Source organism: Micromonospora sp. WMMD730 (genome assembly GCF_049178955.1).
GTDB lineage: Bacteria > Actinomycetota > Actinomycetes > Mycobacteriales > Micromonosporaceae > Micromonospora > Micromonospora wenchangensis.
Genome location: NZ_JBMHML010000002.1, coordinates 3,171,274 through 3,185,099 on the forward strand (window position 1 = coordinate 3,171,274; position 13,826 = coordinate 3,185,099).

The following is a 13,826-nucleotide window of genomic DNA, read 5'->3' on the forward strand; positions in this document are numbered from 1 at the left end:
GGCTGCCCCGACGTGACCGACGACGCCGCTGCCACCCCCACCTGCCTGGCCCGTCCCCTGCCCGGCCCGCATGACGGGGGAACCGGCTGTGCCGCCGCCCGGGGCGTCGACGGCCGCCCGTTGCACGCCGCCGCGTTGAAGTTCTTCTGGGGTCCGATGGACTGCGGCAAGTCGACGATGGCGTTGCAGATGAACTACAACCACGCCCGGCAGGGCCGCCGGGGCCTGGTCACCACCCGCATCGACCGCTCGTTGGGGCCGCAGGTGACCACCCGCATCGGGTTGGCCCACACGGCGGTGGAGGTGACCGACGAGCTGGACCTGCGGACCCTGGTCCGTGACACCTGGGCCGAGGGGGTCCGCATCGACTACCTGATCTGCGACGAGGCGTCGTTCTACGACGTGGCGCACGTCGAGCAGATGGCCGAACTGGTCGACGGCTACGACGTCGACGTGTACGCCTTCGGCCTGGCCACCGACTTCCGGTCGTGCCTGTTCCCGGCCGCCCGGCGGCTGTTCGAACTGGCCGACGAGGTGGCCCGCATCCAGGTGGAGGTGCTGTGCTGGTGCGGGCGGGAGGGGCTGCTCAACGCCCGCGTCGTCGACGGGCGGGTGGTCCGCGAGGGTGCGCAGGTCGTCATCGGGGACACCGTCGACACCGCCGACGTGCGCTACCAGGTGCTGTGCCGGCGGCACTACCGCTCCGGCGACCTGGGCCCGCGCGCCTGACCCGGCGGGCGGGTCAGTACGGGTCGCCGCAGACCCGCCACTTCCCGTCCTCCTTCACCACCGGCAGCCGCCGCTGCTCGTCGGCCCCGCCGTCGCGGGTGACCCGCGCCGCCACCTCCCCCGCCGGCCGGCCCCCCTTGGTGCGGACCGACACGTCGAGGATCTCGTAGCCGGTGACCACCGGCGGGGTGCGGACCCAGCCGGCGAACCCGACCTCGCTCCACCGGCTGCGGGTCGGCGCGCACAACCGCCGGTAGGCCTGCTCCACCTCACCGGCGGACAACTCCCGCAGGAACCCGTCGGCGGTCTCCCGCACCGGGCCGGTGGCGCCCGCCACCACCTGCACGTTCCACAGCCCCAGCCCGGCCACCCCGACCAGGCACAGGCCGACGGCCAGTCCCCCCAGGAACAGGCCGGTGCGCACCGGGCGACGCCGCCGCGCCGGTCGGGTCCACGCCTGCTGCACGCTCATCACCTGCGACGGTAGGCGGCGGGCCGGGGCGGCGCAGGCGGTTCGCCCCCTGTCGCGCCGCCGGGGCGATCGTCTACCGTCGGCGCACACCCCTGGTGAAGGAGCGACGGATGAGCCGCTACGTGCAGCCGGTGCCGGACATCGACGACCCGTACGCCGGTGACCGGCTGCTGCGGTCGTGGCTGACCCGGCAGCTCGGCGCGGACGGGCACACCGCCGCGCGGGACCGGCTGACCGCGCTGGCCGCCGACGTCGTCGGGCCGCTGCGCGCCGCGCACGCCGACGCCGAGGCCCACCCGCCGACGCTGGTCCGCTACGACCCGTGGGGCGCCCGTGTCGACCGGATCGACACCAGCGGCGGCTGGCAGGCGCAGCGGGCCGCCGCCGCCCGGCACGCCGTGGTCGCCCTGCCCTACCTGGATTCGGCGCGCGGCACGTGGGGGGCCGCCGCCCGCGTCGTCCAGCACGCCCTGCTGCACCTGTACGGGCCGGAGTCGGCGACGTTCTCCTGCCCGGTGGCGATGGCCGACGGGGCCGCCGCGCTGCTGAGCACCCCCGACGTCGACGCGCAGGTGCGCGACGCCTGGCTGCCCCGGCTGGTCGCCACCGACCCGGACACGGCGATCGTCAGCGGGCAGTGGATGACCGAGTCGCAGGGCGGCTCCGACCTGTCCGGCACCGGCACCCTCGGCCGGCCCGCTGCCGACGGGTCGTGGCGGCTGACCGGGGAGAAGTGGTTCTGCTCGGCCGCCGACGCGGCGATGGCGGTGGCGTTGGCCCGGCCGGAGGGCGCCGGGCGGGGCAGCCGGGTCCTCGCCCCGTTCCTGGTGCCCCGCTACGCGGCCGACTCGCCGCTGGCCGGTGCCACCGCCGCCCCGGATGGTCCCGCCCCCGGGGTGGTGGTGCGCCGGCTCAAGGACAAGCTGGGCACCCGGGCGTTACCGACCGCCGAGATCGGGTTGCGGGACGCGTACGCGCTGCCGTTGGGTGACCCGGCGGTGCCGGGGCTGGTGCGGGCGATGACCCTGGTGGTGGTGACCCGGGTGCACAACGCGTCCGCCGCCGCGTCGGGAATGCGCCGGGGCCTGTCCTACGCGACGGCGTACGCGCGTACCCGGCGGGTGGCCGGTGGGCTGCTGGCCGACAATCCGCTGCACCGGGCCACCCTCGGCGCGTTGGCGGTCGACGCGGCGGGCGCGTTCGCCCTGGCCGGACACGCGTTCGCGTTGCTCGGCCGGGTCGAGGTCGGCGGCGACCCGCAGGCCGCCGCGGAGCTGCGGGTGGTCGCGCCACTGGCGAAGCTGGCCACCGGACGGCTGGCGGTGTCGTCCGCCGCCGAGTACGTGGAGGCGTTCGGCGGGGCCGGCTACGTCGAGGACACCGGCGTGCCGAGGCTGCTGCGCGACGCGCAGGTCCTGCCGATCTGGGAGGGCACCACCAACGTGCTGTCGGTGGACGTGCTGCGCGCGGTCACCCGGGAGGACGCGGCCGGCCCGCTGCTGGCGCGGCTCACCGCCGCCGCCGACATGGCCCGCCCGCTGTCACCGGTCCTGGCCGACACGCTCGCCACGGTGGCCGGGGAGCTGCGGGCCACCCTCGGTGAGGTCACCGCCGACCCGACGTCGGCGACGGTCCTGGCCGGCGCGCGTGCCCTGGCCCTGCGGATGGCGTACGCGCTGGCGGCGGCGCTGCTGGTGGAGCACGCCGCGTGGGGTGACGGTCAGGCCGAGGTGGCCGCCCGGTTGTGGACACGGCGGTGGCTGCGGCACGAGGACATCTCCGCCGACGCCCACCACCACCTCGACCTGCTCACCTGACCCGGGTCAGCGCGCCGTGCAGGAACAGGTCGACCAGGTCGGTGGTGGACGGTGCCGTGGTGGCCAGCGGGCCCGGCGGGGACAGCAGACCGAGGAACAGGTCGGCGAGCTGGTCGGGCGGGAGCCGTAGCCGGTCGACGTCGGGGGTGAACAGGGCGGCCACCGCCGAGCGGACCGCCGTCGCCGCCGTGCCGGCCGGTGGCGGGTCGGGTCGGGCCCGACCGGCGGCGTGTAGGGCGCCGAGCACCGCGCCCAGCCGGGCCAGGTGGGCGTGGACCGCCACGGCGGCCTCGGTGAGCCGACCGGTGAGGGGCTGGCGTCGGTCGATGCGGGTCAACCGGTCGAGCAGCGGGTCGGGGCGCAGGACCTCGGCCACGCAGGCGTCGAGCAGCGCCTGCTTGTCGGCGAAGGCGCGGAACACGGTCGCCTCGCCGATCCCGGCGGCCCGCGCCACCTCGGCCGTGGTCAGGGTGGTGCCCCGGCGGGTCAGCAGGGGCAGCGCGGTCTGCACGATCATGGCGCGGCGGCGGTCGGCGGCCATGGCCGGCGCGCGTCGTCGGCGTCCCCCGGGTGCCGTCATGGCACCACACTCGGGAGTGAGCGCTTACTCCGTCAACCGGTTTTCGTCAGCCGCGCCGCCGGGCCCGCGCCGCCCAGATGACGTACGCCGGGTCCCGGTCGAGGTTGTGCCGGTCCCGGTCGTAGCGGCGGGTGGTCCGCGGGTCGGCGTGCCCCATCGCGTCCTGCACGTCCTCCAACGGCACCCCCTCCTCGCGGGCGGTGGTGGCGAAGGCGTGCCGCAGCGAGTGCGGGGACAGCTTCGCCGCCGCGGCGATGCCCGCCGTGGCGGCCAGTCGGCGCACCAGCCGGAACACCGAGTGCCGGTCGAGTCGACCGCCGGTCGTGGTGGCCAGCAGCGGCCCGGTCAACGCCTCGACGGTCACCCCGGTCGTCGCCGCCCGCTCGGCCAGGTAGGCGTCGAGGGCGTACGCGGTGCCCGGGGTGAGCGCCCGGCGGCGGGACTTGCCGCCCTTGCCGACGAACCGGACGCTGCGGTGCCCCCGTTCGGCGCCGAGGTCGGTCAGGTCGAGGGAGACCAGTTCACCGACCCGCAGGCCGAGGTCGGCCAGCAGGGCGACGGCGGCCCGGTTGCGGGCTGCCGTCGGTCCGGTGTCGGCGTCGGCGGCGGCCAGCAGCGCGTCGACCTCCTGCGGCGTGAGGCCGACGGTGGCCGAGTGGTCCCGGTCGATGCGCGGCCGGTCGGCCCCGGAGACCGGGTTGGCGTCCACCGCCCGCAGCTTCACCAGGAACTCGTACCAGCTGGACAGGGCGGACAGTTTCCGGGCGACGGTGGCCGGGGTCAACGGCCGGCCGCTGCGCGGCGACGGGGTGGCCTCCAACTGCCGGGCGTAGGCGTTGACGTCGAGGAAGGTGGCCCGCAGCGGGTCCAGGTCACCGCCGGCGCACCAGGTGAGCCAGCCGGCGATGTCGCGCCGGTACGCGTCGCGGGTGTGCGCCGACAGCCGACGGTTACGCAGCCACGCCTCGGTGAAGTCGACAGGTGTGCCGGTCAGCGCCGGGCGGGTCGCGGTGCGGGGCAGGACGGGGCCGTCGGGACGCAGCATGCGAGAAAGACTCTCATCCCCGGTGGGTAATCACGGTGAGGCGCGCCCGGGCGGATTGCCCGACGCCCGGGCGCGATGGCGTTCGGCCCGGTGGGGGCCGGTGCGGCCCCCACCGTGGGGGGTGGCGGTCAGGCGGTGATCTGCCGGTGTCCGTTACCGGCAGTGACCGGGACCCGACGCGGCTTGGCCCGCTCGGCGATCGGGATGCGCAGCGTCAGCACCCCGTGCTCGTAGGCGGCCTCCAGCCGGTCGGTGTCGAGGGTGTCGCCGAGGAACAGTTGCCGGGAGAAGGTGCCCATCGGCCGTTCGGCGGCGACCAGTTCGATGCCGTCGGAGGTGGGACGGCGGCGCTGCGCGCGGACGGTCAGCACGTTGCGCTCCACCGTGCAGTCGATGCTGTCGGGGTCCACCCCGGGCAGGTCGAACGCCGCGTGGAAGTGGTCGCCGTCGCGCCAGGCGTCCAGGTGCATCACCGCGGGACGGCTGGTGGTGCCGAAGAGCTGCTCGGCGAGCCGGTCGATCTCACGGAAGGGGTCGGTACGCATCAGCATGGTCGTGCCTCCTCGGTTTCCTCGGGCCGAAGGTTTCCAGTGGAGTTGAGTCGGGGTGGCTCAACTCGTACTTCAGTGTTTACCTCGTCCCGGCGCGCCCGTCAACCCCGTCGTCGTACGCCGGTAGACCCCCTGGTCAAAGCTCAGCAGGGCCTCGTCGACCAGGTGCCGGCGGAACGTGGGCACACGGTGGTCAGGAGGGCTGGACCTCGTCGAAGAGGGCGAGGGCGGTGGCCGGGTCCGGGCCGACCAGGCGTTCCAGACCGGCCGTGGTGATCGCCGCCCACCTGCCGGCCCGGGCCCACATCCGTTCCTCCCAGGCCCGCACGACCCCGTCCAGATCGTCGGGGTCGGCGGCGACGGACTCCGCGAGCTCGGCGCCGTCGAGCATCGCCAGGTTCGCCCCCGCCCCCAACGGCGGCATCAGGTGCGCGGCGTCACCCAGCAGCGTCACCCCACGCACGTGGGCCCACGTGTGGGACACGGGAAGGACGTGGATCGGACGGTGGACGAACGCGGTGCCCCGGCCGACCAGGTCGCGCACCGGTTGCGCCCACCCGTCGAACAGGGCGAGCAGGGCCGACCGCGTCGCCTCCACGTCGGCCAGGTCCAGCTGCGCGTGCCAGTCCAGCGGCGCGCGGAGCTGCGCGTACACCGTGACGTGGCCGCCGCTGCTGCGCTGGGCGACGATCGCGCGGTTCACCCCGTACACGGCGACCGCGCCGTCGCCGATCAGCTCGGCCAGGTCGGGGTGGCGGGTGTCGACGTCGTCGAGGGAGGTCTCGACCGCGGTGACGCCGGTGTACGTCGGGGTCACCGGCGACACCGCGGGCCGCACCCGCGACCATGCGCCGTCCGCGCCGACCACGAGATCGAACGTCTCCTGCCGCCCGTCGGCGAAGTGCACGGGCGCGCCGTCGGTGGGCACCACCCGGGTCACCTGGTGTCCCCACCGCACGTCGAGCGAGTCGAGCAGCAGGTCACGCAGTTGCCCACGGTCGATCTCCGGGTTGGCCCGCTCGTCCGGTCGGGGTCGCCAGTCCCGCAGCACGGTTCCCGCCGGGTCGAGGATGCGCATGGCCTGCCCCTCGGGACGGGACAGCTCCCGGAACCGTGCCGTCAGCCCCGCCTTGTCCAGCGCCAGTTGGCCGAGCCCCTCGTGCAGGTCCAGCGTGCCCCCGGGGGGACGGGAGTCGGGCCCGCGATCGCGTTCCAGGACGACGACGGGATGGCCGAGGCGGTGCAGGACCCGGGCGAGGGTGAGGCCGCCGGGGCCGGCACCCACCACGGCGATACGATGTCTCATGGCGATACACTGTATTGACACCGACCGTGTCGCCGCCACCCATCCGGAGGTGACCGCATGACCGTGTGGGACCGGCCGGCACCGCCGCCTCCCCCGGTGCCGCTCGACCGGGAACGGATCGTCGCCGCCGCCGTCGCGCTGGCCGACGAGGGCGGCCTCGCGGCGGTGTCGCTGCGCAAGGTCGCCGCCCGCCTCGACGCCGGCCCGATGCGGCTGTACGGCTACCTCGCCACCAAGGACGAGTTGCTCGACCTGATGGTCGACGCCGTGTATGCCGAGATCATCCCCGTCGAACCGCCCGCCGACTGGCGGGAGACACTGCGGGTCGTCGCCCACCGCACCCGGCGGACCGTGCTGCGGCACGAGTGGCTGGCCGACCTGCTCGGCGGCCGACCCACCCTGGGGCCGAACGGCCTCGCCGTGACCGAGACCCAACTGGCGGCCCTCGACGGGCTCGCCGACACCGACACCGTCCTGCGCGCCGTGGAGACCGTCGGCGCCTACGTCATCGGCGCGCTCCGACGGGAGATCGCCAACCTGCGGGCGGAACGCGCCACGGGCCTGTCCAAACGCGACTGGCAGCGCGCCCACGGCCCGCGCGTGACGAGGATCCTGGCCACCGGCCGCTACCCGGCGCTGGCCCGGGCCGTGCACGACGGCACCGAGGTGGACGCCGCGACCTCCTTCGCCACCGGCCTGGAGTGGGTCCTCGACGCCGTGGCCACCCGGCTGCCCGGGTGACCCGGGAAACCCGGTTGTCGTCGACGGTGCCGCCGGTGATGGTGTGCCCATGCCCACCGAACTGTTTGCCGTCACCGCGGCCACCGGAGCCCTCGGCCGCCGCGCCGTCACCCAGCTGCGTGAGCGGGTCGGGCCCGACCAGGTCGTGGCCATCGCCCGCGATCCCTACCGTGCCCGGCCGCTGGCCGTCGCCGTACGCCACGGCGACTACGACGTCCCCGACACGCTGGTCGAGGCGTTCGCCGGGGTCACCCGGCTACTGTTCGTCTCGTCCCCCGAGCTCGATCCCGCCCGTCGCACCGAACAGCACCGTGCCGTCGTGGTGGCGGCAGAGCGGGCCGGGGTCACCGATGTGGTCTACACCAGTTTCCACCCGATCGCCGGCCTCTTCGACGCCCACCGGGCCACCGAGGAGGCCCTCGCCGCGGCGGGCCCGGCCCACACGGTGCTGCGGAACCCGTTCTACACCGAGCCGTTCGTCGACGCGGCGCTCCGCGACGCCACGTCCGGGGCGGCGCTGGTGCACGCGACCGGGGGCCGGAACCTGACCACCGCCACCCGGGCCGACCTCGCCGATGCCGCAGTGGCCGCCCTGTTGCGCCCCGACACCCGGGGGCGGACCTACACCCTCACGGGCCCGGCGTGGACGTACCCGCAGGTGGCCGCCGCCCTCGGCGTCGAGGCCCGAACCGGCGGCGTGACCGGAGCGATGGGCTGGCTGCACGGGTTGGCCCGTGCCGGCGCCCTGGGCGTGTCGACCGACCACCTACGTGACCTGCTCGGACGGACGCCGGCCGGCATCCTCGACCAGCTCCGGGAAGCCCACCCGCTCCGCTGAGCCCGGCCACGACGGCCGGCGAGGCATGCCTGCACCCCGCAGCGAAGCGGGGTGCAACAGAACAGTCATTATGGTGCTACACCGTTATGCCCGTTTTGACGGCTCCAATTATCGAATTTGAGTTACCGGTAATACGGTAATTGGACCGGAGTGATCGGTTGGCTGTCGAAGTGGTCCCGCACCCCCGGCCGCTCCCGTGTGGGGTGGGCACGCCACCGCGGGGTCGGCGGCGGGCCAGCCGTACCACAGGCGGTCAGCGGCCGGTGGCGCCGTCGATCCTCTCGCGGATGATGTCGGCGTGCCCCGCGTGGCGTCCGATCTCCTCGATCATGTGGACCAGCACCCATCGCTGCGACGGTGGCAGGGCGCGGCCGGGTGGCCGGGGTGCCGGCCGGGTCAGCTCGGTCCAGGTGTCGATGACCTGGTTCGCCTGGGCGATCGTTGCCCGATAGGCGGCGAGCAGGCCGTCGACGGTGTCGTCACGGGTGGGCTGGAAGGTGCGGCGCATGTTGGTGATCGGTTCTTCGAGGAAGTAGAACCTCTCGACGGCGGTCACGTGTTTGATCAGCCCGAGGAGGTTGGTGCCGGAGGGCACGCCGGCGGTGCGGACCTCGGGCTCCGGCACGTCGGCGACCTTGTCCATGATCGCGTTGCGGAGGTAGTCGAGGAAGCCGACCAGGGTGTCCTTCTCCCCGGGGGCTGTCCAGGCGGGCCCGGTGTCCTTGCGTTTCCTGGGCGGCATCAGCGTGTCCGATCATGTCGTTGGATGAGCAGGACGTTGTCGGTGACGGTGGCGGTGGCGGTCCGGCCGCCCGGTCCGGTGGCCCGGCGGTGCGGCGTGTCGGCACGTACGACGGACCACCGGGTCGGGTCGAGGGCGAGCACGGCCGCGGTCTCGCCGGGTGAGGGGTGATGCGTGTCGGAATCCTTGTTCCACGACCAGGGTGCGGCCGAGCCGTGGTCGACGATCAGGAGATGACCGCCGGGGCGCAGGGCGTGCGCCGCGGTACGCAGCACCCGCGCGCGGTCCAGTGCGAAGGGGCTGTGCAGGTACTGCGCGGAGATCAGGTCGAACTGCCCGGCGGGGAAGCTCCGGGCCAGATCGTGCTGTTCGCCGTTCACCCGGTGGTCGATGCCGAGTCGCCGGGAGTGGGCACGTACCCGTTGGACGGCGGCGTCGGAGATGTCGACGGCGGTGACCTGCCAGCCGTGTCGGGCGAGCCAGATGGTGTCGCCGCCGACACCGCACCCCAGGTCGAGGGCGTCGCCGGGAGGCAGTGTCCCGGCTGTCTGCGTCAACACCGGGTTGGGGTGCCCGGGGCCGCCGTCACGCCGGGCGCGGTGGTGCTGTTCCCAGAACGACTCGGCAGTGGGCGCATCGGTCATCGGTCCGCCCCCCTCGCGAAGAACTCCACCAGCTCGGTGGTGACGAATCCCGGGTTCTCCGCGATGAGCCAGTGCCCGGCCTTGGGCACCTCGACTGCGCGGGTGATGTCGGACATGAGGGGCTGCACCGTCGAGCGGGTGAAGTCGAGTGTGCCTTCGGCTGTCAGCAGCAGCGTCGGCATGGTGATCGGCTTCGCGGCCCTGTTGTCCCGCTCATCCTGGTCCAGGGTGCGGTAAAGCTCGAATCCACCGGTCAGCACCTGCGGGCGCTGGTAGGTGCGGGCGTACTCGTCGATCTGCTGCGCGGTGAAGGGAGCCTTCGCGCCCGGCCCGCCGAAGCTGGTCCCACCATGGGCGACGTACCCGTAGAAGAGGGACAGGTAGTCACGGACGTCGTCGTCGACCAGCAGCTCGGGGAACCCGTCCTGGTGGTGGAACGACATGTGCCAGCTCGCCTGCCGGTAGGCGTTCGCACTGAGGGCGGGGCCGGGCATGGGGTAGTCGAGGTGGGCGTACCTGACGACGTCGTCCGGGAACTGGGCGGCGTACTGGAACGCCACCCCGGCACCGAGATCATGCCCGACCAGATTGATCCTGTTCAGCCCCAGCTTGCCGGCGAGCAGCCGGTGGACGTAGCGGGCCAGGGTGGCCTTGTCGTAACTGGTCGGCGCGCCCTCGCTGTCGCCGAGTCCCGGCAGGTCAAGCGCATACACGGTGTGTTTCTCGGCGAGCGCCGGCATGATCTCGCGCCACGAGTACCACGACTGGGGCCAGCCGTGCAGGAGGACGAGTGGCTCGCCGGTGCCGCCGGTGACGTAGTGCATCGTCACGCCGTCGACGTGGGCTGTCCCGTGGGTGAACTGACGGTTGAACGGGGCGTCATCGCGGGTGGCCGCGTCGTAGCCCGCCGCGGTGGTGGCGCTGGCTTGCGGTGACGTCGTGTTCTGTGCCCGGCCGCCGGTGGCCGCGCAGGCTGTCGTCAGGACGAGCCCTGCCGTGACGGCTGCGACGGTCGACCAGCGGGCCGCCGGTCTCGAAGCTACTGCTGATGTGGGCATCGGTTGTCTACCTCCGCCACCAGCATGACCAGCAGCGTTGCCCACTTGCGAGAAATGTTGCGGATCCGCATCATGGGCCCATGAACGTCACGTCAGGCGACGTCCTTGCGGGCGTCGGCCCGCGGCTGCGCGCACTACGCCAGGCCCGGAACATCTCGCTGGCCGCCCTGGCGGCGGAGACCGGCCTGACCGCAAGCACGCTGTCGCGTCTCGAGAACGGGAAACTGCGCCCGACACTGGAGCAGCTGCTGCCGCTGGCACGGGCGCACGGCGTCCCGCTCGACGAACTGGTCGCGGCTCCACCCACCGGCGATCCCCGCATCCACCTGCGGCCGGTACGGCGCTCCGGCTTCACCGTCGTGCCGCTGACCAGACGTCCCGGAGGCATCCAGGCCTACAAGGTGATCTACCCGCCGGCCGGGAAGTCGGCCACGACGAGCCTGCAGACCCACGAGGGGTACGAGTGGTTCTACGTACTCAACGGACAGGTCAGGCTCATCCTCGGTGACCAGGAATACCAGCTGGGCCCCGGCGAAGCCGCAGAGTTCGACACCCGTGTCCCGCACCAGATCGGCAGCGCCGGCCCGCAGGCCGCGGAACTGCTCACGCTCTTCAGCGCCCAGGGCGAACGCGCCCACCTGTCCCCCTCCCCGACCTCGCCCACCTGAACGCACCCGCCCGCAGGATCAGGTCGTGTGGCGGATGATCGAGCCGGCGATCCGCTCGGTGAGCCCGGGTGCGAAGAACGGGTGGTGGCCCATCCCGGGCACGATCTCCAGCCGCGCCGTGGGGATCTGCGCCGCGAGCGCCTCACCGTGGGCCGGCGGGAACAGCGGGTCGTCGCTGCCGTGCAGGACCAACGTCGCAGCCGTGATGCCGGACAGCGACGCCCGCCGGTCGTCGTCCCAGCGCCGACCGGCCAGATCGTGGTTCGCCGCGGCGGCGAGGTTACCGGCCCGGTCGTGACAGTGTTCGACGAACCGCCGCGCGGCCGGCTCGTCGAAGGGCAACACGTCACCGTTGAGCATCCGCCAGGTCTGCACGTCGGCGTCCACCCGCTGCTGTGCCGTCGCGCGGGGTGCCCTCGCCGCGTCCATCAGGTGGTCGAGGAACCGCGCCGTCGGAGGTGGGAGTTCGCCCTGCGCAGCCGGTTGACCCGCCAGCGCCCGCGCCCACGCCGGGCCGGGGTTGTTCCCCATCGGGGAGGAGGCCATGGCCGTCAGCGTGCGGACCCGGGCCGCCCGGTGCACGGCGAGCCACTGCCCGATCGCCGCACCCAGCGACGTCCCCACGACGTGCGCGGTGGCGACACCGTACGCGTCCAGGACGGCGACCGCGTCCGTGGCCAGGTCGGCGAGTGCGTAGGGGTGCGTCGTGAAGTCGACGGAGTCGGAACGGCCGGTGTCGCGGTGATCGAACCGGATCACCTGCCGGCCGCTGTCCACCAGGGCTCCGACCAGCTCGTCGGGCCAGCCGATGCCCTGGGTGGACGTGCCCATGACCAACAGGACGGTGGGGTCGTCCGGCTGCCCGAAACGCTCGGTCCACAGCCGGAGGTGCCCGCGACGAACGAAGTTCTCCTCGCCAGTAAGCATGGCGGCACGGTAGCGGTCACCGGTTCACCGGTAGGCAACTACCCGTTGTAGTGGAAAATCGTGCCCGTGAGATAATAGAGGGGCAGGACGGGGCCTGCGGCGAGCCGGCTGCGGTCGTCGACCCGCCGGCCCGAGAATCGACGGATGGCGACGGCTCTGCGCTACCACGCGGCTCTGCACTACTACGTGGTCCACGACGGTGCCGGCGAGCCGGAGGGGTTGCTGGCCGAGGAGTTCCTCCTCGCGGCAGACCACTCCTGCGTCGGGCTGGTGGGTGGCGGCTGGAGCCGCTCGGAGGGCCGGTGGTCCGACGCGTCGGCCACCAGCAGGCGGCTACGCGTCGATCCCGCGCTGCGGGCCCGGGTGACGCTCGTCAGCCGGGACGGGGCGGCGACGCTCTACCGGGAGTTCTGCGGTGCTGCCCTGCCGGACGAGGCCGCGTTGCGGACGTGCTTCGGTGCGCCTCCCACGCCGCCGTCGCCGCCCCTGCTGCTGCACCGGTCCGAGGCCACACCGGGGTTCCGCGAGACGCGCACCTACCGGATCCTGTTCGCCGGCGCGCTGACCCCGGGCGGTCTCACGGCGCTCGGCGAGGCGTGGCGGATGCCGGTCACCGGCGACCTCGCGGAGCCCGGGGTGCGCGTCCTGGGCACGGTGTGCCGTCAGGTCGGCCGCGACGCATTCCGCTGGGAACTGCGCCGGGTCGCCGCGGGCGCCGCCTGGGGACTGGACGTGACGTGCGACCTGACGGGCGACCGCGACGACGCGGTCAGCGTGCTCCTGCACGCACTGACGGCGCAGGTGCGGCTCCAGGGGCTGGTTCCCGTCACCATCGACCGGTTCCGCTGAGCGTCACGGCTACGGCTCCGCGACTGCCGGCGCACGGCGGTGGGCTGCCCGGCGCTCTCGGGGCCGGACGTGGATCGCGCCGTCGCGGACGGCCCACCTGGTCGGGACACGACGACGTCGGGCTACCGCGGCGGATCGCGTAGCAGGGACAGCGACCGGTCGAGCCACTCGGTCAGCAGCGTGCGTTCGGCGTCGGTGAGGCCGGGCAGGTCCGGCGTCACCGCCGCGAGGGTCACCGCGACCGTGCGCAGGGTCGGGTCGGGGGTCACCGGGGCGGCGGTGAGGATGCCGCCGAGGACGGCGTCGAACACGGCGTCGCCGAGTCCGGGGTCGCGTTGCGACGCGGGGGTCCCCAGCAGGGTGAGGATGACGCCGGTGCCGGCGGAGTGGATCATCATGGTGGCCCGCTGCTCGTCGACCCGCAGCAGGCCGGCGGCGGCGAGCCGGCGCACCCGCGAGCGCAGCACCGCCAGACCCGCCACCGACGCCGGGGACGGGTCGCCGGGCCCGCGCGTGCCGAGCAGCCGGAACAACTCGGGGTTGGCCAGGCCGAACTCCAGGTGCGTGCGCCAGCCGGCACGCAGGTCGGCCACCGGGTCCTGCGGCGCAGCGTCCGTGGCCACCGCCTTGGTGGCGACGTAGCTGGCCAGCACGTGTTCGGCGACGGCGTCGACGAGGCCGTTCTTGTCGCCGAACAGCCGGTAGATGGTGGGTGCCTGCACGCCTGCGGCCTGGGCGACGGCGCGGGTGGTCACCGCGTGCGCCCCGTGCTCGCGCAGCAGTCGGGCGGCTGCGGTGACGATGTCGGATCGCGCGTCGTCGCGGGGTGGGGTGTCGGGCGTCACGGTCACGGATCAAC

16 protein-coding genes are annotated in these 13,826 nt (G+C 73.7%); 6 read left to right on the plus strand and 10 right to left on the minus strand.

Annotated elements, in window-relative coordinates; translation table 11 throughout:
- The first annotated feature begins 12 nt into the window (after positions 1–12).
- Positions 13–729 (plus strand): thymidine kinase, encoded by a 717-nt coding sequence (locus tag ACN265_RS13945; protein WP_204924197.1) that lies wholly within the window; start codon positions 13–15, stop codon positions 727–729.
- Between the two features lie 13 nt (positions 730–742).
- Here ACN265_RS13945 and ACN265_RS13950 read toward each other — a convergent pair whose 3' ends face one another.
- Positions 743–1,201 (minus strand): hypothetical protein, encoded by a 459-nt coding sequence (locus tag ACN265_RS13950; protein ID WP_421407895.1) that lies wholly within the window; start codon positions 1,199–1,201, stop codon positions 743–745.
- Between the two features lie 110 nt (positions 1,202–1,311).
- Here ACN265_RS13950 and ACN265_RS13955 point away from each other — a divergent pair, with 110 nt between their 5' ends.
- The gene (locus ACN265_RS13955) at positions 1,312–3,018 is read left to right on the plus strand and encodes an acyl-CoA dehydrogenase family protein (RefSeq protein ID WP_421407896.1); all 1,707 of its coding nucleotides are present in this window, start codon (positions 1,312–1,314) and stop codon (positions 3,016–3,018) included.
- Here the strand turns inward: ACN265_RS13955 and ACN265_RS13960 are convergent.
- The 4 genes from ACN265_RS13960 to ACN265_RS13975 all read right to left on the minus strand — a co-directional run bounded on the left by ACN265_RS13960 (position 3,011) and on the right by ACN265_RS13975 (position 6,500).
- A complete protein-coding gene (locus ACN265_RS13960) occupies positions 3,011–3,598 on the minus strand; it encodes a TetR/AcrR family transcriptional regulator (protein WP_421407898.1) in 588 nt (195 codons plus the stop codon). The two genes, ACN265_RS13955 and ACN265_RS13960, sit on opposite strands and share 8 nt — an antisense overlap.
- A 46-nt stretch (positions 3,599–3,644) precedes the next feature.
- Entirely contained in the window at positions 3,645–4,643 is a 999-nt protein-coding gene (locus ACN265_RS13965) for a tyrosine-type recombinase/integrase (RefSeq protein ID WP_421407900.1), read from the minus strand.
- Positions 4,644–4,771: 128 nt separating this feature from the next.
- Positions 4,772–5,194, minus strand: coding sequence for an Hsp20/alpha crystallin family protein (locus tag ACN265_RS13970; protein ID WP_204924202.1), 423 nt, complete (start codon positions 5,192–5,194; stop codon positions 4,772–4,774).
- A gap of 193 nt (positions 5,195–5,387) precedes the next feature.
- Positions 5,388–6,500, minus strand: coding sequence for an FAD-dependent oxidoreductase (locus ACN265_RS13975; protein WP_421407902.1), 1,113 nt, complete (start codon positions 6,498–6,500; stop codon positions 5,388–5,390).
- A gap of 57 nt (positions 6,501–6,557) precedes the next feature.
- Here ACN265_RS13975 and ACN265_RS13980 point away from each other — a divergent pair, with 57 nt between their 5' ends.
- On the plus strand, positions 6,558–7,241 hold the full coding sequence (locus tag ACN265_RS13980; RefSeq protein WP_421407905.1) for a TetR/AcrR family transcriptional regulator: 684 nt from the start codon (positions 6,558–6,560) through the stop codon (positions 7,239–7,241).
- Positions 7,242–7,290: 49 nt separating this feature from the next.
- Positions 7,291–8,079, plus strand: a complete 789-nt coding sequence (locus tag ACN265_RS13985; RefSeq protein WP_421407906.1) for an NAD(P)H-binding protein — start codon at positions 7,291–7,293, stop codon at positions 8,077–8,079.
- A 253-nt stretch (positions 8,080–8,332) separates the two neighbouring features.
- Here ACN265_RS13985 and ACN265_RS13990 read toward each other — a convergent pair whose 3' ends face one another.
- From ACN265_RS13990 to ACN265_RS14000, 3 genes are read right to left on the minus strand one after another with little or no spacing between them, the layout of a single operon-like run.
- Entirely contained in the window at positions 8,333–8,821 is a 489-nt protein-coding gene (locus ACN265_RS13990) for a DinB family protein (protein ID WP_421407908.1), read from the minus strand.
- Entirely contained in the window at positions 8,821–9,465 is a 645-nt protein-coding gene (locus ACN265_RS13995) for a class I SAM-dependent methyltransferase (RefSeq protein WP_421407909.1), read from the minus strand. The genes ACN265_RS13990 and ACN265_RS13995 overlap by 1 nt, the downstream gene beginning before the upstream one ends.
- Positions 9,462–10,289, minus strand: coding sequence for an alpha/beta fold hydrolase (locus tag ACN265_RS14000; protein ID WP_421411487.1), 828 nt, complete (start codon positions 10,287–10,289; stop codon positions 9,462–9,464). The genes ACN265_RS13995 and ACN265_RS14000 overlap by 4 nt, the downstream gene beginning before the upstream one ends.
- A 314-nt stretch (positions 10,290–10,603) precedes the next feature.
- On the opposite strand from ACN265_RS14000, the gene ACN265_RS14005 reads away from it, so the two are divergent.
- Complete coding sequence (locus tag ACN265_RS14005; protein WP_204924209.1) at positions 10,604–11,191, plus strand: helix-turn-helix domain-containing protein; 588 nt, start codon at positions 10,604–10,606, stop codon at positions 11,189–11,191.
- An 18-nt stretch (positions 11,192–11,209) separates the two neighbouring features.
- On the opposite strand, the gene ACN265_RS14010 is transcribed toward ACN265_RS14005, so the two are convergent.
- Positions 11,210–12,118, minus strand: coding sequence for an alpha/beta fold hydrolase (locus ACN265_RS14010; RefSeq protein ID WP_421407910.1), 909 nt, complete (start codon positions 12,116–12,118; stop codon positions 11,210–11,212).
- Positions 12,119–12,262: 144 nt separating this feature from the next.
- On the opposite strand from ACN265_RS14010, the gene ACN265_RS14015 reads away from it, so the two are divergent.
- Positions 12,263–12,967 (plus strand): hypothetical protein, encoded by a 705-nt coding sequence (locus ACN265_RS14015; protein WP_421407911.1) that lies wholly within the window; start codon positions 12,263–12,265, stop codon positions 12,965–12,967.
- A gap of 122 nt (positions 12,968–13,089) precedes the next feature.
- Here the strand turns inward: ACN265_RS14015 and ACN265_RS14020 are convergent, their stop codons facing one another.
- The gene (locus ACN265_RS14020) at positions 13,090–13,818 is read right to left on the minus strand and encodes a TetR/AcrR family transcriptional regulator (RefSeq protein ID WP_421407914.1); all 729 of its coding nucleotides are present in this window, start codon (positions 13,816–13,818) and stop codon (positions 13,090–13,092) included.
- Between the last annotated feature and the right edge of the window lie 8 nt (positions 13,819–13,826).